Annotated in this window: 18 protein-coding genes; 1 reads left to right on the top strand and 17 read right to left on the bottom strand. The window is 41.3% G+C overall.

What is annotated here, in order from left to right; translation table 11 throughout:
* Positions 1 to 187 precede the first annotated feature (187 nt).
* The 16 genes from FJR71_RS08195 to FJR71_RS08115 form a co-directional block, all read right to left on the bottom strand.
* Positions 188 to 1,114 carry a helix-turn-helix domain-containing protein gene (locus FJR71_RS08195; protein ID WP_246040147.1) on the bottom strand — a complete coding sequence of 309 codons (927 nt, stop codon included), beginning with the start codon at positions 1,112 to 1,114 and terminating at the stop codon, positions 188 to 190.
* A gap of 211 nt (positions 1,115 to 1,325) precedes the next feature.
* Entirely contained in the window at positions 1,326 to 2,711 is a 1,386-nt protein-coding gene (locus FJR71_RS08190) for a glycoside hydrolase family 1 protein (protein ID WP_172605127.1), read from the bottom strand.
* Between the two features lie 146 nt (positions 2,712 to 2,857).
* Positions 2,858 to 3,550, bottom strand: a complete 693-nt coding sequence (locus FJR71_RS08185) for a gamma-glutamyl-gamma-aminobutyrate hydrolase family protein (protein ID WP_140814571.1) — start codon at positions 3,548 to 3,550, stop codon at positions 2,858 to 2,860.
* A gap of 166 nt (positions 3,551 to 3,716) precedes the next feature.
* Positions 3,717 to 6,218, bottom strand: a complete 2,502-nt coding sequence (leuS, locus tag FJR71_RS08180) for a leucine--tRNA ligase (RefSeq protein WP_140814569.1) — start codon at positions 6,216 to 6,218, stop codon at positions 3,717 to 3,719.
* A gap of 283 nt (positions 6,219 to 6,501) precedes the next feature.
* The gene (locus FJR71_RS08170) at positions 6,502 to 8,484 is read right to left on the bottom strand and encodes a peptide ABC transporter substrate-binding protein (protein ID WP_048691637.1); all 1,983 of its coding nucleotides are present in this window, start codon (positions 8,482 to 8,484) and stop codon (positions 6,502 to 6,504) included.
* Between the two features lie 188 nt (positions 8,485 to 8,672).
* Entirely contained in the window at positions 8,673 to 9,347 is a 675-nt protein-coding gene (locus FJR71_RS08165) for a CPBP family intramembrane glutamic endopeptidase (RefSeq protein ID WP_140814566.1), read from the bottom strand.
* A gap of 18 nt (positions 9,348 to 9,365) precedes the next feature.
* Positions 9,366 to 9,587 (bottom strand): hypothetical protein, encoded by a 222-nt coding sequence (locus FJR71_RS08160; RefSeq protein ID WP_140814563.1) that lies wholly within the window; start codon positions 9,585 to 9,587, stop codon positions 9,366 to 9,368.
* Between the two features lie 60 nt (positions 9,588 to 9,647).
* The gene (locus FJR71_RS08155) at positions 9,648 to 9,788 is read right to left on the bottom strand and encodes a bacteriocin (protein WP_125389288.1); all 141 of its coding nucleotides are present in this window, start codon (positions 9,786 to 9,788) and stop codon (positions 9,648 to 9,650) included.
* A gap of 210 nt (positions 9,789 to 9,998) precedes the next feature.
* A complete protein-coding gene (locus FJR71_RS08150; protein ID WP_061564682.1) occupies positions 9,999 to 11,090 on the bottom strand; it encodes a glycerol dehydrogenase in 1,092 nt (363 codons plus the stop codon).
* Between the two features lie 14 nt (positions 11,091 to 11,104).
* Complete coding sequence (locus FJR71_RS08145) at positions 11,105 to 11,773, bottom strand: fructose-6-phosphate aldolase (protein ID WP_048717592.1); 669 nt, start codon at positions 11,771 to 11,773, stop codon at positions 11,105 to 11,107.
* Positions 11,774 to 11,788: 15 nt separating this feature from the next.
* A complete protein-coding gene (locus tag FJR71_RS08140) occupies positions 11,789 to 14,227 on the bottom strand; it encodes a glycyl radical protein (RefSeq protein WP_023027619.1) in 2,439 nt (812 codons plus the stop codon).
* 141 nt (positions 14,228 to 14,368) lie between these two features.
* A complete protein-coding gene (locus FJR71_RS08135) occupies positions 14,369 to 15,670 on the bottom strand; it encodes a PTS sugar transporter subunit IIC (protein WP_048691625.1) in 1,302 nt (433 codons plus the stop codon).
* A gap of 11 nt (positions 15,671 to 15,681) precedes the next feature.
* A complete protein-coding gene (locus tag FJR71_RS08130; protein ID WP_013904534.1) occupies positions 15,682 to 15,990 on the bottom strand; it encodes a PTS sugar transporter subunit IIB in 309 nt (102 codons plus the stop codon).
* A gap of 13 nt (positions 15,991 to 16,003) precedes the next feature.
* Positions 16,004 to 16,327: a PTS lactose/cellobiose transporter subunit IIA gene (locus FJR71_RS08125; RefSeq protein WP_048691622.1), complete on the bottom strand. Its 324-nt coding sequence runs from the start codon at positions 16,325 to 16,327 to the stop codon at positions 16,004 to 16,006.
* 166 nt (positions 16,328 to 16,493) lie between these two features.
* Entirely contained in the window at positions 16,494 to 17,465 is a 972-nt protein-coding gene (locus tag FJR71_RS08120) for a sugar-binding transcriptional regulator (RefSeq protein WP_061564680.1), read from the bottom strand.
* Between the two features lie 14 nt (positions 17,466 to 17,479).
* Positions 17,480 to 18,223: a DeoR/GlpR family DNA-binding transcription regulator gene (locus FJR71_RS08115; RefSeq protein ID WP_006595064.1), complete on the bottom strand. Its 744-nt coding sequence runs from the start codon at positions 18,221 to 18,223 to the stop codon at positions 17,480 to 17,482.
* Positions 18,224 to 18,353: 130 nt separating this feature from the next.
* Here FJR71_RS08115 and FJR71_RS08110 point away from each other — a divergent pair, with 130 nt between their 5' ends.
* Positions 18,354 to 19,130, top strand: coding sequence for a glycyl-radical enzyme activating protein (locus tag FJR71_RS08110; RefSeq protein WP_048691616.1), 777 nt, complete (start codon positions 18,354 to 18,356; stop codon positions 19,128 to 19,130).
* A 166-nt stretch (positions 19,131 to 19,296) separates the two neighbouring features.
* Here the strand turns inward: FJR71_RS08110 and FJR71_RS08105 are convergent, their stop codons facing one another.
* Positions 19,297 to 21,192, bottom strand: a complete 1,896-nt coding sequence (locus FJR71_RS08105) for a M13 family metallopeptidase (RefSeq protein WP_125335729.1) — start codon at positions 21,190 to 21,192, stop codon at positions 19,297 to 19,299.
* Positions 21,193 to 21,258: the final 66 nt, after the last annotated feature.

Genomic DNA, 21,258 nt, shown 5'->3' with positions numbered 1-21,258 from the left:
TCTGACACCAAGATCCTTTCTTCTTTCCTTGTACTGTCAGTATATCCAATTTCTATCCTCTAACGTGAGGACATTCATGTCCAGTCTAAGCATCTTTTTCACCAAAAAACACCTGTGAATCTTCACAGGTGTTCAATGTTCATTTTATATTTTTTTGAGAACAACAGACGAAAGGAAAAATGCTCCTCTATACCTCAGTGTAGTTTAGACCTTTTTTTGCAAGGTCCTCTTTCCATTCTTCTTGCATGTTTCTCTTCACCAGATCCTCAGATAATAAATCAGCCATCAAGCATACTTTTTGATAATCATTTTTTGCTTTTTCTAAGTCATCTTCTATAAATAAAGCAACTTTCCAATTTAAAGCATAAACAAAAATATTATCCTGAAAATCATGTCTCTTTGTCATAATATCATTTAAAGCTTTAACAATGTCTGGCAATCTGTCGTATATCCCATAATGGGCTAACACACCTGCAGCTGAGATAAGAGTGTTTTGTAGTATTTCCAACTCTGATAAGGGGAAATAATCTATCGCAAGTAGGATTTTTTCTACTAAGTGTATAAATTCATCTTGATCAAAGGCTCCCAAAGCCAAAGAAAGCAAGCGCAATTTGATAATCTCCACATCGTTGAGACTTAACTCTTTTTTCTTCATGGCTTGCTCTAGATACTCATCTAATAAACCTTGATCAAAAGAAGGATTTTTGGATCCAATCATATCAACCGTGGCTTGGGCGACCTGGACAGACAGTTTTTCTTCCTCTGGCAGGTTATCAAAATAGTTTTCGTAAATATCCTCAATAATTTCTTCATGCCGATGAAGACGATCTTGATCTCCATAATGGTATAACGTCCGTAGTTGATATTTCAGGTCCATATATTCTGCAGGCAATTCCAAACTAGTTTGATTCGTTAGCGTATCTAGGGAGACACCTAGTTGCTCAGCAATATACTTCGCTGTTGCTATCGTTGGTAAAGACTGACCCTTTTCGATTCGCTGGAGTTGGCGCGTCGTTAATAGGTCCTCAATACCACAGATTGCTTGTCTACTTAATCCCTTACTTTCACGTAGAGTTTGTACTTTTTTTCCTAATTCTGTTTTAAAATCCATCATACAAGCTCCTTTTCTTCTGGTTTTATTATAGCACATATTAAAGTTGAAGGGTTTTTAACCTTTTCCAGCACTAAATGAAAAATCGGAAATGAAGAATGCCGTCAGAAACATATGCATCTGATGGAGTTCCACACTTCCGAAAATAAAACTAGTCAGTCATTTACTGAAATGAACGGGCCTATCGTACTTAGATAACAGAATCCTCAAAAACTTACTCTTCAAATCCATTCTGCTGGCTCAATTCACGGAACCAATGACCGGATTTTTTCAGGCGTCTTTCTTGAGTGGCTAGGTCTAATTCGACAAGGCCGTAGCGGTTTTTATAGCCATTGAGCCAAGACCAGCAGTCGATAAAGGTCCACATAAGGTAGCCCTTACAGTTGGCCCCATCTTGGATAGCTCGGTGCAATTCACGCAGGTGGTCTTTGACGAAGTCAATCCGGTAGTCATCTTGAATTTCCCCGTTTTGACGGAATTTTTCTTCCCCTTCAACTCCCATTCCATTCTCTGTTAGGAGCCACTCGATGTTGTTGTAATTTTCTTTGATATTTTGGGCAATATCGTACAAGCCTTGCTCATAGATCTCCCAGCCTCTATGTGGGTTGATCTTTCTTCCTGGCATGACATAGGGTTCGTAGAACTGCTCGACCAACATAGGAGACTCTGGGTTTGGCGCATAACGGGGCGCAGAGACCCGCATTGGCTGGTAATAGTTGACCCCTAAGAAGTCGACTGTATGTTCTTTGATCAGCTCTAAGTCATTTGGATCCACCTCTGGCAAGAGAGCACGCTCCCGCAAAATCTCTACCAACTCTGGTGGGTAAGTCCCAAGAACAGACGGATCGAGGAAGGATTTAGCTTGGAAGAGCTCAGCGATTCGTGCCGCCTTGACATCTGCTGGATGCTGACTCCGCGGATAGGCTGGCGTCAAGTTTAAGACCACTCCAATTCGATAGTTTGGATCCACCTCATGACAGGCCTGAACAGCAAGGCTACTTGCCAACTGGGTATGGTAGGCAACTTTAACTGCTGCAGCGGCATCCACCTTATGTGGGTAATGTGCATCATAAAAGTAGCCAAACTCTACAGGAACAATGGGTTCATTAAAGGTGATCCACTGATCGACCAAGTCTCCATAGGTTTCAAAGCAGAAACGAGCATAGTCGCGATAGGCGTAGACCGTCTCCTTATTTTCCCAGCCATCTCCTTGTTCTTGCAAGGCAAAAGGAAGGTCAAAGTGATAAAGATTGACCATCAAATGAATGCCTTTTTCCTTAATGCGTTCAAATACTTGGCGGTAAAAAGCCACTCCTACTGGATTGACTTCTCCACGTCCTTTAGGGAAAATCCGAGACCATTGGATAGAAGTCCGAAAGGCAGTATGCCCGGTCTCGACTAGAAGCTCAATGTCTTCTTCCCAATTTTCATAAAAGGTCGAAGTTAAGCCGGGTCCTTCTTGGAAACGAAAGCGATGAGGCTCTACCTGATACCAGTAGTCCCAGAGGTTGTCCCCCTTACCATCTCCGGCAAAGCGCCCTTCTGTCTGAGGACCAGATGTCGAAGTCCCCCATAAAAAATCTTGTGGAAAGTTGATCATGTGTTTATCCTCTCTCATTGTCTTCCTCTCTATTATACTCCCTTTCAGCTCTCTTCCTAGAGACTATTTTCAGTCATTTTTACGCAGATTATAGAAAAAACACGCTAGCTATCAGAAGACCCGATTTCTAACGTGTTTTGTTTCCATTATAGTTGATTAACGACATAATCAAAGAGAGCCTTGTCTCCCTCGCTTATCTGATAACGCAGTTCTGGATGCCACTGTACCCCTAGAAAGGCTGTCCCGTGGAATGATTGCACCGCTTCGATGATCTGATCTTCAGAGCTAACAGCAATCACTTCTAGATGAGGGGCTAGTTCCTTGATTGCTTGATGGTGGTAGGAATTGATCTGACCAACTTCCCCGAACAAGTCTCGCAAAACGGTCCCCTCGACGGTTTCGATTGAATGACTAGCTTCGCTGGCAGGATTTTCCTGCCAGTGATGATCGATATCTTGGTAAAGCGTCCCGCCCATAGCTACATTATAGAGCTGCATGCCTCGGCAAACTGTAAAGATAGGCTTCTTAGCAGCTACTGCTTCCTTGATCAAGGCCAATTCAAAAAGGTCACGCTCAAGCAAGTAATCGTCACTGACAATTTCCTTTTCTGCTCCATAAAACTGAGGAGAAACATGCTGACCACCTGTGATGATCAGCTTGTCAATCAAGGAAATATAGTGCTCAGCCGTTGCTGGGTCTCCAATCGGAAGGATGAGGGGGATGCCCCCCGCTTCTTGAACCCCCTGGACAAAGCCTGTCGGTGTGTAACTGAGGTACATTCCTTCCTCTTCACGGAAAGGGCGTTGGTTGCCCGTTATCCCAATCACTGGTTTCTTCATCGCTCATTCTCCAATCTCTTCATAACTAGTATAATTCCTTATTTTACCATACTCCAAAGGTGACTTTCAACTTTTTTCATGTTTTTTCAAATAAGGAGAAGTTTTCTAGAATTTATCTTTCTTTTTTACAAAAATCCTCCAGAGCCTAGCTCCGAAGGATTCATTTTTATTTCACAACAATGTTGACAAGTTTGTTCGGGACACTAATCACCTTCACAATTTCTTTGCCATCAATCTCTGCTTTGACTTTTTCATCAGCTAGAGCAACTTCTTGCAATTCTTCGCGTGACAGGTCCTTCGCAACCATGAGTTTAGCACGGACTTTTCCTTTGATTTGAACGACGATTTCAATTTCATCTTCAATCAATTTACTTTCGTCCCATGTTGGCCAAGCCACGTAAGAGATAGACTCACCTGTTGCTGCGACTGTTTGCCAGAGTTCTTCTGCCAAGTGAGGCGCAAATGGAGCGATCAATTGGATAAAGCCTTTGGCGTAGTCTACATAAAGTTTGTCTTCCTTGTTAGCTGCATTGACAAAGACCATGAGCTGAGCAATGGCAGTGTTGAATTTCATCGACTCGATTTGCTCAGTGACAGACTTAACAGTTTCGTTGTAAACCTTGTCTAGAGCGCCATTGTTTTCCGCAACGATTTCTTTACTTGTGATCAAACGGTAAACACGGTCAAGGAATTTACGGCTTCCTTCCAGACCTTCTTCAGACCAAGCGATAGAAGCATCAAGTGGTCCCATGAACATTTCATAGACACGAAGGGTATCAGCACCGTATTGTTCCACCACATCGTCTGGGTTAACCACGTTCTTGAGGGATTTAGACATCTTGGCTGGTGCTTGCTCCAATTCTTCTCCTGTTTCCACATGGAAGAAGGAACCGTCACGTTTTTCAACCTTGTCAGTCGCCACAAGTGCACCACGGTGGTCACGGTAGCTAGTTCCCAAAATCATACCTTGGTTAAAGAGTTTTTGGAATGGCTCTTTGGTTGGAACAACACCGATATCATAGAGGAATTTGTGCCAGAAACGAGCGTAAAGCAAGTGGAGCACGGCGTGTTCTGCCCCACCCACGTAGATATCGACTGGCAACCATTGTTTGAGGAGATCCTCGTCAGCCAATTTCTCAGTGTTGTGTGGATCGATATAGCGGAGGTAGTACCAGCTTGAACCTGCCCATTGTGGCATCGTATTCGTCTCACGACGACCTTTGATACCATCCTCACGAGTCACTTCAAGCCAGTCTGTCAAGTTAGCCAATGGGCTTTCACCAGTACCTGAAGGGCGGATGTCCTTGGTTACTGGCAAGACAAGTGGGAGTTCACTTTCTGGAACAGCTGTTGAAGTTCCATCTTCCCAATGAATAATTGGGATTGGTTCACCCCAGTAACGTTGACGGCTAAAGAGCCAGTCACGAAGACGGTAAGTGACCTTTTCTTGACCGCAGCCTTTTTCTTCCAACCAAGCCACGATTTTAGCAATCGCTTCTTCTTTGTTGAGACCGTTCAAGAAGTCAGAGTTGACGTGAAGTCCATCTTCTGTGTAAGCAGCTTCTGCTACGTTTCCACCTTCAAGCACTTCTACGATAGGAAGGTCAAAGTGTTTTGCAAATTCCCAGTCACGCTCATCATGGGCAGGTACAGCCATAACAGCACCAGTTCCATAGCTAGACAGAACGTAGTCGGCAATCCAGATTGGAATTTCTTTGCCATTAACAGGGTTGATAGCATAAGCCCCCGTCCAAACCCCTGTTTTTTCCTTGGCAAGGTCTGTACGAGCCAAGTCTGACTTGAGGCTTGCTTGATGCTTGTAGTCCGCTACAGCCTCAGCTTGTTCAGGTGTCGTGATGGCATCTACTAGTTCATGTTCAGGCGCCAAAACAGTGAAGGTCGCACCGAAAAGAGTATCTGGACGAGTCGTAAAGACGGTGAATTCCTTGTCTGTTCCTTTTACTTTGAAGGTGACATTGGCACCAGTTGATTTCCCAATCCAGTTGCGTTGCATGTCCTTGATAGATTCTGGCCAATCCAACTCATCCAAGTCAGTCAGCAAGCGCTCCGCATAGGCAGTGATCTTGAGCATCCATTGGCGCATTGGTTTGCGGACAACTGGATAGCCACCACGCTCAGAGGTTCCATCTGGAAGAACTTCTTCGTTGGCGATAGCTGTTCCTAGTTCCTCAACCCAGTTTACAGGCACTTCCGCTTCATAGGCCAAGCCTTTTTCATAAAGCTTAGTGAAGATCCATTGCGTCCACTTGTAGTAGTTTGGATCTGTCGTATTGACTTCACGGTCCCAGTCGTAAGAGAAGCCAAGCGCATTGATTTGGCGTTTGAAGTTGGCAATGTTTTCTGCTGTGAATTCCGCTGGGTCATTTCCTGTATCCATAGCGTATTGCTCTGCAGGCAAACCAAAGGCATCCCATCCCATTGGGTGAAGGACATTGTAGCCTTGCGCACGTTTGAAACGGCTGAGGATATCCGTCGCTGTGTAGCCTTCTGGGTGTCCTACGTGCAGACCTGCTCCAGATGGGTAAGGGAACATGTCCAATGCATAAAACTTAGGTTTTGAAGCATCTGTTCCTGTCTTAAAAGTGTGATGGTCAGCCCAGTATTTTTGCCACTTAGGCTCGATTTCTTTATGATTGTAAAAACTCATGCTGTCTCTCCAATTTTCGTGATGCTCCTATTATACCATTTTTAAGGGATTTTTAAAGGTTCTATCCATCAAAAAGAGGCTGGGACAAAAGTCCTAGCCTCTCAATTGTCTTTGGATTATCGAACAAGACGCAGTGGTTGAGTGGGCTCTACTACGCTGATTTCATCAGCTTTTACAGCCCTACTCAACTGTGCGGAGGTGGGACGACGAAATCGAATTCTAACGAATTACCGATTTCTGTCCCATTCTCTTCCCTGTTCAATAGACAATTGCTCTTAAATTCCTAGTCTTCTACGTGACTTTCTAGTTCTTTTTGAGCTTTCTTATTGGATTCTTCTTTTTCTTTCTTCCATTGTTCACGCGCTTCATCGTACTCTTTGGCTGTCAAGACTTTGTCTTGCAATTCCAAGTACTTGTAGTTGAAGGATTGACCCTTGTGTCCTGTCCAAGCAAAGGCAGCTGAGTATGGAACTGTCTTACGCACACCTGGAGAGGCACCATCTGAATGAATCGGGATCAAGAGGGCACTATCTGTCAACCAAGCCTGAGCCTTAGCATATTTTTCATAGCGGGCATTGACATCTTTGGTTTCATTGTGCGCATCTTCGATCAATTGATCATATTCATCAAAACCAGCTTCTTTGGCTGCGGCATTATTGGTACCCGCATCAAATCCAAAGTAGGCATTGGCATTTTCACCCGTCTTAGAGTTTGTGATATCTAGGTAAGAAGATGGATCGGTATAGTCTGGTCCCCAACCCAAGTTATTGTTCAAATCCCAGTCTTGTTGAGAAGCATTTTCAGCAAAGTAGGTCACACGTTGAAGATCATCCTCAGAAACCATTTTTAGGTCGATAACAACATTTTCTGACCCTAGGGTTGATTCAATCGATTGTTTAAAAGATTGGGCCTGTTTAACGCCTACAGTATAAGTTGATGCTACTGGAAGATCCAAATGAATTGGGAATTCAACTCCTTGACTTTGAAGTACTGTTTTAGCCTTAGCAAATTCTTCTTTTGCCTTATTTGGATTATAAAGAGTATCTTTTCCATCTGTAACAGATACTCCTTGCCATTCTTCCCCATGTTCTCCTAGATATTTTTCTACCGAGTTACCAAATTCTTTTCCATCAATTTGAACAAAGCTAGGTGGAACAAAAGTATTTCGAATAACCTTATCGGCAGATGCCTCACCATTAGCTTGAGCTACATATGCCTGACGATTAAATGCAAACAAGACTGCTTGACGGAAGTCCTTATTCAAAATCGCTTTCTTGGTTGAGCTCTTTTGAGCGTCTGTCGTCTTCGTCGTAATCTCATAAGCTTGACGGTCAATATTGAAGGACAAGTTATAAGTAGAAGATCCTTGGTCACTAAAGACAATATCGTCTTTGTGCTTCTTCTCAACACTCTTATAGTTAGAACCATTTGGAAAGACACGGGCAACCGTAAAGTCTCCGTTATCAAAGCCACGAATCAAAGATTCTGAATCTTGTCCATCATAATAGGTTAGCTTGACCTTAGAAATTTTTACATTATCAGCATCCCAATAAGAGGGATTTTTTTCAAGGGTCACAACAGATTTAGATGTGATGGATTTAATCAAGTATGGGCCACAATAAAGAATACTAGAAGGGTTAGTGCCTTGACCGTAGTCATCCCCTTTAGAATCTAAGAATTCTTTATTGACTGGCATCAAAATGCCCATGGTGGTTTTAGAATTCCAGAAACTTTCAGGCTGATTCAACGTATACTCAACGGTATAATCATCAATAGCCTTGACTCCAACAGTAGAGAAATCTTTGGATTTTCCAGATACATAATCATCCAATCCTTTCACTGACTTCTGGACCAAGTAAAGAGCTTGAGACTTTTTATCCGCAGCATGTTGAAGCCCCGTCACAAAGTCTTGAGCCTTAACTTCTCCGAATTCTTCCCCCTCAGCGGTTACCCATTTAACCCCTTTACGGAGCTTATAAGTGTATGTCAAACCATCCTTTGAGACAGACCAATCCTTAGCAAGAGATGAAATTAAGTTCCCATACTGATCCACTTCTAATAAGCCATCTTCAGCATTTCCTGTAAATTCTGAAGTTGATTGCTTATTGGACAGAGAATAATCTAATGTATCTGGATCAGTAGTGTAAACATAGCTAAAAACTTTTTCACCCGAACTTGAAGATTTCCCTCCTTGTGAGCAGGCTACCAGTGCGCTTACAGACAAAAGTAGAGCGCCGGTGGCTAAGAGTAGCTTCCCTTTTTTCATATGGATCACCTCTGTATAAAATGTTATTCTTCATATTAAATTATAGCACTTTGTGGAAAAATGTAAACGTTTAACTGTATAATATTTCAAAAGTTAAGAAAAATAGTGGTTTTGATTCCATACAAAAAAGCAGTATTGAACTGCTTCTTTGATGATGAATAAAAGCCCCTGACACTAGCTCCCTTTGCTTAAATCCCACTGACCAGGAGGGATAAGAGGGTAAGGAAGCTATTCCAAGAGGCATGCTGAAGGATAGCCCAGTAGATCGATTTGGTATAGCGCAGGACCGCACAAAATAGCAGGCCCGGTACCAAGTAAACGATAAAGCTTGGCAAATCCCAACCATGCTGCCAGACATGCGAGAGGCTGAACAAGGAAGCAGACACCAGCATATCCAGCTTATACTTCTGATAAGATGCCAACGCCGTCATGACCAAATCACGAAAGACTAGTTCCTCCACGATAGGAGCCAGCAAGCAGGCATAGACATAACGTATCAATACCAAGGCCCAGCCTGACAAACCACTAGATACTTCTGCAAGGGCTATGGAATTCTTAGTCGGTGGAAATACCTCTGCAGAAAACATATCCCATAAAAAGTGAGCAAGAAAAACAAGCACAAAAACCGCAAAATAAGAAGCTTTAAAAGTAAATTTCCCGTACAAGTCCCAACGACGACTCTTTACCAAGAGTGTAACGGCTAACCCCCCAATCAATCCAATCAACAAGAGGAGCAAGCCATAATAAGAGTCATCCGATAGGTGGCCCACTAAATCCGTTGGGAGCCCAACGTTAAAAAGCGCAAAATTGATGCAGAGAATCCCTAGTGTCGCGAGTTGAAACGGTCTGTCTGTCTTTCTCATTGCATTCACCTTTCTATCTTATTTTCTTTTTCTACTAAATATTGGGGCAATTTGCTCCAGCCATCTAAAACCGCCACCTGAAGGCGACATTCCTTGATTTCCCCAACCCGGGTAAATTCCAGGGGTTCCCCAACCACCGCCACCATACGTTAGTTCTGGGCTTCTGGTCGGACGGATCATTCCTCCAACGGTTTGTTCGAGTTCATTTGTCGTCAATTCTTTTTCTGCATAGATTTTCATTTTTTTCCTATTCTTTCTATCTAGATTTCAAAACACCATGATCAAGATTGCTATCATATCTTAAATACGAGCGAGCGGTGGTCGCTTCACAAAGCCAGGACGTCCAATCTCAATCTTATCTGACTGACCTGAAATCACATTTGGGCGAGAACCCCCACCTCCTACAATTTGTTCCAATTCTTTTTGACTACATTCTATCATTTCATTTCCTCCAATTTGTATTTGTAACGCTACCTCCTGAGTCTATCAAAAATCGGAGCATTTGCCTTTGATCCTTCTATATGGTTGCATTTTTCAGCTATGTGGAAGGGAAAAGCTATTCATTCAGAAGGATACACCTCCAAATCAAACGAAACGACCAACCATCAAAAAAACCATCGCCAACAGACGATGGTTTCTGTATTTCTTTGATTAGCCTAAGGAGTTGACATAAGCATCTACTGCTACAATGGCTTGGGCAATATCAGAGGCTTGTACCTTGAATGGCATTTGATGGATGGTTTCTCCTTCGATGGTGGCTTGTTGGCCAACCTTGAGAAGATCTTCGTAGCTTGCATTTTCAAGATGCATTTCTTTCAGAGTGGTTGGCATACCTATTTGTTGATAGAAACGAATGTATTTATTCAATTCTTCTTTAGGACGATTTTCCAAGAACAATTGAACCAAGGTTCCATAAGCAACTTTTTCACCGTGAGTCAAATGGTGAATGTCTCCAGTGAGGGCAGTAAAGCCATTATGGATGGCGTGAGCTGCTGCCAAGCCACCACTTTCAAATCCAATCCCACTGAGAAGGGTATTGGCTTCAATGATGTTTTCAAGAGCAGGCGTTACCACTTTGGCTTCACAAGCAGCCATGGCTTGAAGTCCGTCTGCAAATAAGATTTCTTCACAACGTTGCGCAATCGCGACACCAGCTAAAGTTTGGTGTTTGCCTAGCATGGTTTTTCCGTTGGCTTGCATCACCGCACGCGCTTCAACCCAAGTCGCTAATCCATCTGCGATACCAGAAGCGAGCAAACGTTTCGGTGCTTGAGAGATGACTTTGCTATCCACCAAGACCAATTCTGGGTTTTTAGAATAGAAGATATAGCGAGCAAAGGCACCTTCATCCGTGTAGATAACTGACAAGGCTGAAACCGGAGCATCTGTAGAGGCAATGGTCGGAGCAATGACAACTGGTGATTTTAGAAGATCGGCAATGGCTTTTGCACTGTCGATGGTCTTTCCTCCACCAAGTCCGATGACTAAGTCACAGCCATTTTCTTCTGCCAGACTGACCACACGATTGATTTCATTATCAGAAGCTTCACCATTGAAGAATACTGGCAAGACTGTAAAGCCATACCGAAGGAGATACTTTTCAAAACGTTCCCCTACGATATCATAGACTACTGAATCACAGAGTAAAACGGGATGACTCCCCAGTTCTAAAATTGGTTTTGCATTTTCAAATAAAGCATTTTCCCCTTGAATGTAACGAGATGGACTTGCAAAATTTCTCATACACTCCTCCTTTATCAAATTGTATTCTTATGATGAACGGCTGACCAATCTGCCTCGAAGTCATCTACTGCTTTTGCAATAGAAGGCATTCCAAAAGCTGCTTCAAAGACATCTGCCCCTGCCGTAATTGCTTGTGTTCCTTCTTTAAATGCTCGATTAACTTGAGCCACATTTTTAAAGGAAGCTGCTAGAATTTTGCTTGATGAATGATCACGCTCTATGGCACTCGCTAACTGAGAAATAACCTGAGCTGAATCAATGTTTAAGTTTTCCATACGATTGTAATAAGGTGCTAAATAGTCGGCTCCTGCCTCAATCGCTAACAGTCCTTGAAAAACAGTATAGATTGCTGTTGCAGTAATTTTGTAACCCTCTGCTTTTAACACTTTAATTGCAGCAAGTCCTTCAGGTGTTACTGGGACTTTAATATAGGTGTTTTCATCGCATTGTTCGCGAATTTTAGCCGCATCTTTCAAAATTCCTTCATAATCTTTTGCGACAACTTGAACATGGATGGAAGGAGAGCCTCCAATGATTTCTCGCACCTTATGGATACGATCAAAAAAATCAATGTCCCCTTCTTTTTTAGCAATTGTTGGGTTCGAAGTTACCCCAGCAAGGGGTAACACTCGTGCCCATTTTTTTATCTCATCTAAATTTAAAGTATCAAGCATAAATTCCATATACATACCTCTTTACTATAGAGTATGCTCTGTCCGTCCAATAATATCATCTTGTGTAGCTCTTGATAGTACATTGAAGAAAGCTGAGTAGCCTGCAACACGTACAATTAAGTCACGGTGTTTTTCCGGATGTTTTTGAGCATCTAACAACGTTTCTCTAGAAACCACATTGTATTGAATATGGTATCCATGTAGACGATTAAAGAACGTACGGAGTAAAGCAATAAGTTTTAATTTATCTTCTTCTTTGGCTAAAGTTTGTGGGTTTACTTTTTGGTTCAGTAAAACACCACCAACAATTTCATCTGTTGGCAATTTAGAAACAGATTTTAGAACAGATGTTGGGCCATGTTGGTCCATATTGTGGGATGGAGAGCATCCTTCTGCTAGTGGAGTTCCAGCATTACGACCGTCCGGAGTAGCTAATGTTCCACGACCTTGTCCTACATTGGCTGAAATAGAAGATGTACCTGAGTAACGGATACCACCGATTGGCCCACGTCCATAGCGAGTATTTGGATATTTAGCAATTTCATCCACATAAATATCGTATGCTTCTCGAACTAAGCTGTCTGCATAGTCATCATCGTTTCCATACTTCGGTGCATCATGGATAAGCATCTCTTGGATTTCTTTTCCACGTTCGCCCTCGTAATCGGTTTCCAGAGCATGCCATAGCTCTTGTGGCGTTAAGCGTCCTTCTTCGAATACCAGTTTCTTGATTGCTGCAAGTGAATCGGATAAGTTTGCAATACCCACTTGTAAACCAGAAATATAATCGTAGACAGCTCCACCTTCTTTTAGGTGTTTTCCACGTCCAATACAGTCATCTGTCAAAGCTGAACAGAGGATATCTGGCACTTCTCTTTCAAGAGATAGGTCGATCGAGTTTTCTACGATCACACTCATGCGAGTTAAGTGGCGCAAAGTCTTGTCCCAAGCAGTCTGCAATTCATCGAAGCTCTTCATGTCTTTAAAATGACCGAAGCTTGGTGCAAATCGCTTGCCAGAAGCAGGATCGATTCCATCATTCATCGTGATGAGCAAAACTTTAGGGAAGTTCATATAACTCATACCTGTACAGCGATATCCCCATTTACCTGGAACAGCTGTTTCTACACAACCAATTGCACTGTAATCATAAGCATCTTCTTCAAGAACACCTTTTGAAATAAAGGATGGAATAATGATCTCATCATTATTGAAAGCAGGCATACCGAATCCGAGCTTCATAACTTCAATACATTCGTTCATGAAGCGGGCATCCAAACCAGCATGGTAACGAACTGTTAAGTTTGGTTGAGGAAGGTGAGTTTGAGCAACAGACTTCAACACTAAATAAGACAATGGGTTAACGGCATCTTTCTTATCACGCGTTTGACCACCAATCGTAACGTTTTGATAAAGCGGACTACCTGCAGATGAGAAGGTATGTGCTTGACTACGTACTTTGTTAATTGTAATAGTCTTAATCCACAGGTTGGTCAAGCGTTCAACAATACTCTCTTCAGTTTCCCGTCCACTTTCCAAATCAGCTTTAACGTATGGATACATATATTGGTCAAAACGGCCATATGAAAGTGAGTGTCCATTTGATTCAATCTGAAGAATACATTGGATAAACCAAACAGACTGAACAGCCTCTGCAAATGTACTTGCAGGCTCGTATGGAACTTTTGAGCAAATCTCTGCAATTTCAAGCAATTCCTTCTTACGTTCAGGAGTTGCTGTTTCAGCAAGTTGTTTAGCAAGTTCCACAAATCGTTGAGCATAGGTCTTAACAGCATCAACTACGATAAAGATAGAATCGTAAAAATGGTACTTATCAATGCTAGCTGGATCCGTTAGATCTAGGGCTGCTTTAGCTTGGCGAGCTCTTTCTTCAAAACCTTTCAAGCCATATTGCAATAATTTTTGATAATTGACTGCTAAGTGGGCATCTCCTGAATTCATCTTCCCTTCCATACCGAAGAATCCTGTTTCCATATAGACAGATACTTCTTCAGGTAGAAGAGCTCCAGCTCTTGCCCGTAAGTTATTATTTTCCCAGAACGGTGCGATACTACGGAGCTGCTCTTTCGTTTCTTCCGTAATATAGAAGACGTCACCATCCCGCTTTTCAAAAAGATCCAATTCCTTCAGAACGAACTCTAAAGTATATTCTGGGAAGATCGGAGCATCTTTATTAGAGGATGCTTGGTTTCCAGCAATCATGGATTCATCCTCAATATAGATTGTCATATTTTCAAGAATCTCTTTCAACATATAGGCACGTTTAAGAACATTTGGTTGTTCCTTATAACGATCATATGCCTTAGTTGCAAGAACAGCACGTTCAGCATCGATGTAAGGCTTCTTGTTTAAGACATCTTCACGATACTTATTCATGCGTTCAGTGAGGCTTCCAAAATATTCTGTTTTAATGCTTGTACTTGCTACTTCTACTTGTTTCATTTTTTCAAAACCTTTCTTTTGAAATTATTTTGTTTTCTTTCGTAACTATAGTAGCATTAAATTTTACGAATTTCAATGAATTATGGATAATACCTATAAATTCTATTCTAGTCGCACATCTGTGCATTCCTAATAAACGCACTATTTTTCAGCTTGTAATTCGTTGTTATAGGCAAGATTATCTTGGAATTTGAAGAATGGGAAATATACGACAGTCGAGGTTGCAAGAACCAGCACTTGAACGAAAGCACCTTGCCAACCTCCAACCATAAATCCAGAAATAATGGCTGGTGTACTCCAAGGAAGAGTCACACCTGAGAATGGATGCATGAACCCAATAGCAATTGAAGTGTAAACAATTATCGCTGCTAAAATTGGAACGATAATAAATGGAAGGAACATCACTGGGTTCATTACAATTGGGAAGCCAAATACGACGGGTTCATTAACATTGAAGATTGCAGGAAAAGCTGCAACTTTCCCAAGTGCCTTATATTGTTTTGACTTAGCAGCAAATAACATAGCAATAACCAAACCAAAGGTTATACCTGATCCAGACAAAATAAGGAAACTATCTAGGAATTGTTGGGTTACAATGTGGGCACCATTTTCAACGGATAGCTTCCCAGCTGCCAACATTGATTTATTGGCATCCAGGTTAGAAAGTAGCAAGGCTGTTACTACACCATTGACAACTGATTGTCCATGCACACCAAACCACCACAAGAACGAAATAAAGAAGGCAATTCCAATCGCTCCGTAAAGTGATCCTGTTAGACCTTGTAGAGGAACCTGAATGACATCATAAATCATTTCAATGAAGGTACCGCCACTTGTCACTACTTTTGATACGATATAGACAATCATTGATAGTAAGAAAATCACGAAAGCAGGAATCATCGCTTCAAATTGTTTGGCAATGGCTTGAGGTACTTGTTCTGGCATTTTAATAACAATATGTCTTTGGATAAACACAGTATAAATCGCACCAACTACCAGACCAATAATAATAGCACCGATAATCCCTTGACCACCAAACCATACTTTTGCAATGGCATCGCCAATCGGTTCTCCCTTAGCTGGTACATAAGAAGATTTTAACAAGATAAAGAATGAAGATAGGGACAAAACTCCTGCTGGCAAAGGTTCTACACCACTGTTTTTAGCATATGAATAACCAATGGAGAAGCAAGAAATTAATCCCATGATGGCGAATGTTCCTGAATAAACCTGCATAAATGGCTCTGTCCATGTATCGCCAAATACACTAGCAATAGCCTGATTAAGACCTTCAAATGGTAATTGCCCAATAATCAGAAACAAACTACCAACTACCGTTAATGGAAGGATCGCTAACATCCCATCTTTAAGAGCAATAATTCCTTTCATGTTTACAAAACGCATGATTGGAGCGATAATTTTCTGAGAATTAAAATTAGACATGGGAAGCCTCCTTATTTTTCTCCTAGCAATTCTAGAGCTAGATTTAGTACTTTCTTACCATCCAACATCCCATAATCTGCCATAGGGATGACAGCAATAGGAATATGGTTTGCCTCACAAATCGCTTTTGATTTATCCAAAGTATAAGCTACTTGAGGGCCCAACAATGCAACATCGATTTCTGGGGCAAAATCTGCTAATTTCGCTTGAGAATAGGCATCGATTTCAGCATCAATCCCTAATTCCTTAGCCGCCACCTTCATATTATTTACCAACATTCCTGTTGAAAATCCTGCTGCACAAAACAATCCAATTTTCATCTTCTTTTCCTCCTTATTGTTTCGCTGAAAGTTCTTTACGTAAGTCAATCATTTCTTTAATCAAGTTAATCTCTGTGATTGAAGTCATTAAGTGATCTTGTGAGTGCACAAACAGAGCTGTAATATCTGTCTTTGTCCCACCTGCTTCCTGGGCTAAAAATTGTGTTTGCAGGTTATGCGCTTCTAGCAATGCTGCATCTGCTTTTGCAATTTCGCCTTCAGAAGATGTAAAATCGCCCTCCTTAGCATATGATAAAGCTTGGTAAATATGCTGTTTAGCATCACCCGCATTTAAAATCAATCCCATAATAATTTGGTCTGCAACAATTATTTCCATGTGCACTACACTCCTTTGTTAATCTACTGAAAGCGCTTTTTCTATTGTCAATATACCATTTATATTTTTGCCGGTCAATAAAAATCGCAACATTTGATTGTTGTTTTTGTTTTTTGCACATTTGTGCTATTCAGCTCAAAAAAATAAGGACTGCATCCTTGCTGTCCTATTTTTTAGTAAATTGCTGATCACCATCTAATTCTAAGACTTTTAAGATCGTTGCTTCATCTGTGACTAAATGATTGATATAGTTGGCTTTCATAACCGATAAAATAGCTTTTGCTTTCTGATCACCGTAGGCTAAAGAGATGGTGTTTGGTACCTTTCTCAATTCCTCCAATGTGATAGATATTGTTCTTTCCTGTAATTCAGGATAAACGGGGACACCTTCTTGATCAAAGAAACGACAGCATACTTCTCCTACAGCATGTTCTGACTCCAATTTCCTAAAATCATTTGATGTCAGCATATCAAACCACTGAGGATTCTTGCTATCTGCATAGCCACCAATCCCCACAGCCGCAACATCCAAACAACGCCAACTAGCTTTCAAATCCTCAAAATACTTAGAAGATAAGATACCTTCCGTCACCTCAGAATTTTCTTGAATGACACTCGCGTTTATAAAATGACATTCCCCATGAAATTTACTCGCCATACTGTAGATCAGCGTATTGACATGGTAGCGAGCATGAATATGACTGGGACCTCCAGCTAGGGGATAAAACTGAACACCATCCAAACGCTTCGTTCCAACTTGTTCTACCATTAATCTGAGAGACTTGCCCCATGAAAATCCGACTGTCATTCCATCTTCAATCAAATTACGCAGCATGACCGCACTTGCTTGAGCCAGTCGCTTTTCAAGGCTTTCTCGAGGCTCATCAACTAGATTCGGTATAATTTCGATAGCTTTTAAGCCATATTTTTGTTTGATATAATTTTCTAAATGGAAGAGGCGAGTATCAAAGTTTTCGATTTCAATTTTTACAACTCCCTCTTTTTTAGCCTCTGCTAGCATTCTGCTGACAGTTGTACGGTAGATTCCAGTTTCTGCTGCGATTTGCGATTGACTTTTGTCTTCAACATAGTATAGATAGGCTAATTTAGCAAGTAACTTTTTCCGTTCATCTTTCAATTGGCTTCTCCTTCTTATACTAAAGTTAAAATCGTTTGTGAATCCTCAAGTTTTTCTTTCGCTTCTTGAGATATATTCTTATCTGTTATGACTCTCGAAACTTGTGAAAGTGCAAATCGTCTGACGGTTCCACATTTCCCAAATTTACTTGAATCTGTCAAGACAACCACTTCCTTAGAAACATCGGACATAGCTTGAACAACTTCACTTCTCATCATATCTTTCCCAGTAAAGCCAAGTTCATCATCATATCCGTCAACCCCTACAAAAGCAAAGGGAACTCTAAACGAGCGGATTAATTCTTTCAAAAGCGGACCTACAGTCACTCTCGATTCTTTTTGAAATTCACCACCAAGTAGGATGATTTTACAAGAATCATATTCCTGAATATAATCTGCAATAAAATAAGAATTTGTCACAATCTTGACATTCTTTTTTGTTTGGCAAATTTCTTCCGCTAGCAAAGCACATGTAGAGCCCGATTCAATCAAAACCGTGTCGTTATCCTTAATTAATTTAGCAGCTTCCTTGGCTATTCTTTTCTTGGTATCATATTGAAAGGACAATCGAACATTGATATCATCTCCACTATTTAAAACAGCATAGCCGTGTTCTCTATGCAATAATCCTTTGGATTCTAGCTTGTCCAAATCCTTTCGAATGGTCACTTTAGAGACTTGTAATTTCTCAGACAAGCTATTAACATCAATCTTTTCAAATTCCGATACTAATTTCAATATTTCATCTAAACGTTGCATTCTTTTTACCTCTTCTCTATTTTAGCAAATTTTCGAGTGAATTCAAAACAAAATAAACTTTCGTTCGTAATTGAATTAGTTTCTTAAATAATGTATAATGGACTTACTAGATTGATAGGAGAGCAAAAATATGGAACAAAATCGTGGCATAATCTTTAATATCCAACACTTTAGTATCCATGATGGCCCTGGCATCCGAACTACTGTATTTCTAAAAGGATGTCCCCTGCGTTGTCCATGGTGCTCCAATCCTGAATCCCAGCGCGCAAATCCTGAAAAAATGTTGGATGCTGTTACTAAAAAGGAAACCATCACGGGAGAAGAAAAAACAGTTACAGAAATCATAGATGATGTCTTAAAAGACGTTGACTTCTACGAAGAATCTGGTGGTGGCCTTACCCTGTCTGGTGGAGAAATCTTCGCTCAATTTGAATTTGCCAAAGCAATCTTAAAAGCTGCGAAAGAAGTTGGACTTCATACTGCAATCGAAACGACAGCTTTTGTTGAACATGAGAAATTTGTCGATCTCATTCAGTATGTTGATTTTATTTATACAGACCTTAAACATTACAATACACTTAAACATAAGAAGGTTGTCGGAGTCAACAATCATCTGATTATTAAAAATATTCATTATGCCTTTGCTCAAAACAAAACAATCGTTTTACGTATTCCAGTCATTCCTAATTTCAATGACTCTTTAACTGATGCTGAAGAATTTGCTTCCCTTTTTAATTCTCTCAACATCGATGAAGTACAACTTCTCCCATTTCACCAGTTTGGAGAAAATAAATACAAACTTTTAGGACGTCGCTATGAAATGGAAGGAATAAAAGCCCTGCATCCAGAAGATTTATATGACTACCAGCAAGTTTTTTTAGATCATGACATTCACTGTTATTTCTAATCCACTCAAAAATCCCCAAAGCTAGTTTCAGTAGATTGAAACTTGGCTTTGGGGATTTCTTATTCTTTCACGAGCATCGAGAAAAAGAGAGATTGCCTGGTGAGCATGGCCCACATGGTCAATCTCCTATTTTCTTCTCGCTTTTTTTCGGGCTTAGTATCTTGATTTACCAAATAATCACACGGTCTTCTGGTGCGCGCCACATGCCGTCGCCTTCTTTGACATCAAAGGTTTCAAAGAATTCATCAAAGTTTGGTAATTGAACATTGGTACGGAGTTTTCCTGGTGCGTGGACATCGACACTTGCGAGGAGTTGCATGTACTCTGTTCGGGCTTTCATGCGCCAGATGCGAGCAAAGTTGGTGAAGAATTCTTCTGCTGAGAAATCTTCCTCTTTCTTAGCGGCTTCAAGAGCTGCAGCGATACCACCGAGGTCTGCTACGTTTTCAGAAACGGTCAATTTCCCGTTGATCTTGGCACCGTATGAGTCTTGTCCTTCAAACTGATCGATGACTTTTTGAGTACGAGCGGTAAAGGCTTCGTAATCTTCTGGCTTCCACCAGTCTTTCAAGCTACCGTGCTCGTCAAAGGAGGCTCCATTGGTGTCAAAGGCGTGGGAGATTTCATGGGCAATGACCGCACCGATTCCGCCGTAGTTGGCTGATGATGATTGGTGAAGGTCATAGAAAGGTGCTTGTAAAATCGCTGCTGGGAAGACGATTTGGTTTTGTTGCGGATCATAGTAAGCATTGACCATATTAGCTGGCATGTGCCATTCGCTCCGATCGACTGGTTGGTTCCACTTGCTCCAAGTATGGGCAATGGAAATTTCATAGAGAGCTTGAGCATTTTCCACCAAGGTCTTGCTCTCGTCGATAATCTTTTTGGCGTATGTTTCTGGTAATTTTTCAGGGTAGCCAATATGCGGTGTAATGACATTGAGTTTGACAATGGCTTTTTCACGAGTTTCAGGAGCGAGCCAGTCTGCTTTTTCTAAGCGCTCCTTGTAGACGTCAATCATGGTCGCTACTTTATGCTCTACGTCTGCTTTTGCTTCTGGTGAGAATTTTTCTCCCGCATACCAGAGTCCAAGCGCTTGGCTATAAGGTCCTTCTGCCAAGGCCAAAGCGGCTTTTTCTTTTGGACGAGGTTCTGGAATCCCCGTGATGATCCGTCCATATTCACCAGACAAGACACGGATTTCTTCGGTCAAGAAAGACGTCCAATCTAAGGCTGCACCGAGTTTCAATTTGGCATGAATGGTTTCCCAGTTGGCTGCCGAGTAGTATTTTGGTGCAAATTCTTTCCAGAAACGCTCTTCTGGCACGATGATTTTATCTGGTGTTTGTCCGATCACTTCAGTAAAGAAGGCATCGAGTGGCAATTCTGGAACCAAGGCCTTGAAATCTGCCCACTCATAAGGATGGTAGAGTTTGTTGTACTCTGATCTTTCTTCATTTGACAAGACATATTTGGCTAATTCTGCGTCCGCTGCAATGACCTTATCCAGGATATCTTTGATTTCTTCCTCTGAGAAATCAAATTTTGGCAAGAGTTTTTCCATCATTTGGCGCCAGATAGCCAGCAATTCTGGTCCTTTTTCGTTTCCTTCTTCATAGTAGGTCGTATCTGGCAAGATGAGAGCAAGAGACTCTCCCCACAAGACATTCATTTGAGCATTCATAAAGTCTGGTGACACGCTAAATGGCATGAGATTTGGTTTACCAGCTAGTTCATAGGTCCCCAACTTGCTGGTATAGTCTTCAAAAGAAGACAGAGCCTTAATTTCATTGATCAAGGGCATGACTGTTGCTACACCAGCTGCTTCCCGCGCATCAAAATCTGCCACCATTTTGTGGTATTTGACAAAGTTTTGCAGAATGCTGTCTTCAGGCAATTCTTCTCCCCGTTGCCATTTTCCGGTAATATCCAACATCAAGTTTTCGATATCTTGGATCAAGTCCATAAAACCACCAGTTGACGGTTTGTCATCAGGAATAACAGCTGTCTCAGCCCATTCCCCATTGACGTAATCATAAAAATCATCTTGTAAACGTACCATGATCTTCTCACTTTCATTCTTTTCTATTAACCTTATCAAAAATAGGTCTATTTTTCAATGATTACA

It is taken from the genome of Streptococcus xiaochunlingii (genome assembly GCF_006385805.1).
Classification (GTDB): Bacteria; Bacillota; Bacilli; order Lactobacillales; family Streptococcaceae; genus Streptococcus; species Streptococcus xiaochunlingii.
This window is presented reverse-complemented; position numbering and strand designations above follow the sequence as displayed.

Coding starts and splice junctions, on each gene's coding strand:
- FJR71_RS08105 (WP_125335729.1), bottom strand. CDS start 21,192: ATGGTACGTTTACAAGATGATTTTTATGATTACGTCAATGGGGAATGG.
- FJR71_RS08125 (WP_048691622.1), bottom strand. CDS start 16,327: ATGGAAATAATTGTTGCAGACCAAATTATTATGGGATTGATTTTAAAT.
- FJR71_RS08170 (WP_048691637.1), bottom strand. CDS start 8,484: ATGAAAAAAGGGAAGCTACTCTTAGCCACCGGCGCTCTACTTTTGTCT.
- FJR71_RS08145 (WP_048717592.1), bottom strand. CDS start 11,773: ATGGAATTTATGCTTGATACTTTAAATTTAGATGAGATAAAAAAATGG.
- FJR71_RS08190 (WP_172605127.1), bottom strand. CDS start 2,711: ATGATCAACTTTCCACAAGATTTTTTATGGGGGACTTCGACATCTGGT.
- FJR71_RS08130 (WP_013904534.1), bottom strand. CDS start 15,990: ATGAAAATTGGATTGTTTTGTGCAGCAGGATTTTCAACAGGAATGTTG.
- FJR71_RS08165 (WP_140814566.1), bottom strand. CDS start 9,347: ATGAGAAAGACAGACAGACCGTTTCAACTCGCGACACTAGGGATTCTC.
- FJR71_RS08135 (WP_048691625.1), bottom strand. CDS start 15,670: ATGTCTAATTTTAATTCTCAGAAAATTATCGCTCCAATCATGCGTTTT.
- FJR71_RS08140 (WP_023027619.1), bottom strand. CDS start 14,227: ATGAAACAAGTAGAAGTAGCAAGTACAAGCATTAAAACAGAATATTTT.
- FJR71_RS08155 (WP_125389288.1), bottom strand. CDS start 9,788: ATGATAGAATGTAGTCAAAAAGAATTGGAACAAATTGTAGGAGGTGGG.
- FJR71_RS08195 (WP_246040147.1), bottom strand. CDS start 1,114: ATGATGGATTTTAAAACAGAATTAGGAAAAAAAGTACAAACTCTACGT.
- FJR71_RS08150 (WP_061564682.1), bottom strand. CDS start 11,090: ATGAGAAATTTTGCAAGTCCATCTCGTTACATTCAAGGGGAAAATGCT.
- leuS (WP_140814569.1), bottom strand. CDS start 6,218: ATGAGTTTTTACAATCATAAAGAAATCGAGCCTAAGTGGCAAAAATAC.
- FJR71_RS08160 (WP_140814563.1), bottom strand. CDS start 9,587: ATGAAAATCTATGCAGAAAAAGAATTGACGACAAATGAACTCGAACAA.
- FJR71_RS08185 (WP_140814571.1), bottom strand. CDS start 3,550: ATGAAGAAACCAGTGATTGGGATAACGGGCAACCAACGCCCTTTCCGT.
- FJR71_RS08115 (WP_006595064.1), bottom strand. CDS start 18,223: ATGCAACGTTTAGATGAAATATTGAAATTAGTATCGGAATTTGAAAAG.
- FJR71_RS08110 (WP_048691616.1), top strand. CDS start 18,354: ATGGAACAAAATCGTGGCATAATCTTTAATATCCAACACTTTAGTATC.